Origin of the sequence: Streptococcus suis, from assembly GCF_002964045.1 — a bacterium.
Taxonomy (GTDB): domain Bacteria; phylum Bacillota; class Bacilli; order Lactobacillales; family Streptococcaceae; genus Streptococcus; species Streptococcus suis_U.
Genome location: NZ_POPB01000052.1, coordinates 1 through 273, shown reverse-complemented (window position 1 = coordinate 273; position 273 = coordinate 1). Strand labels below are relative to the sequence as shown.

Below are 273 nucleotides of genomic sequence, written 5' to 3'. Positions count from 1 at the left end.
AAAACCAAGGTTATGACCTGATTTTATGCGTTTTTTCTATACTGTTTTACATGCTTTCCTTTCCAAAAAAGGCAAGAAAGGCAGGGGCAATGTAATCCTGATATTGTTGAGGATGTTCACGAATGAGGGTGGCTGAAATACCAAATTTTCTAGGACTATAATGGGCTTGATAGCCTCGCCTATGCAGTTCCTGAGCGTATTCTTCCTCGGACACATAGAAGACTGGCACTTGATTTTCAGACAAGTCCAACAAAGCAAGCAAGCGGTCTAGCC

1 pseudogene is annotated in these 273 nt (G+C 42.1%); it reads right to left on the bottom strand.

Annotated features, from left to right (window positions below):
- Positions 1-46: 46 nt before the first annotated feature.
- Positions 47-273: pseudogene (locus C1E99_RS00225) on the bottom strand (cytidyltransferase); the annotation flags it as partial.